Here is a 222-nt window from a genome sequence, read left to right on the forward strand (position 1 = left end):
CTGCCGGACAGTACAAGTTCCGCCACGGTTCCGGTCAGTTTTTGCATGGCAGACGCCAGGACCGGCGGCAGCACGCCATCATGGCGGCTGATAAGTAACGTCGCCAGCCGGGATACATCCAGTCGCACATAAATGCTGATCCAGCCCGGATAGTGCGGATTCAGTTGTTCAATATCCGTCTCTTCCGGCCAGCCCTGCGCCAGCAGCAGGTTACGGGCGTGG

1 pseudogene is annotated in these 222 nt (G+C 59.9%); it reads right to left on the reverse strand.

Features of this window, described 5'->3' with window-relative positions:
• A pseudogene (locus E0D98_RS27280) lies at window positions 1-222 on the reverse strand (hypothetical protein); the annotation flags it as partial.

This window comes from Escherichia sp. KCJ4928 (assembly GCF_004352695.1).
GTDB lineage: Bacteria > Pseudomonadota > Gammaproteobacteria > Enterobacterales > Enterobacteriaceae > ECMA0423.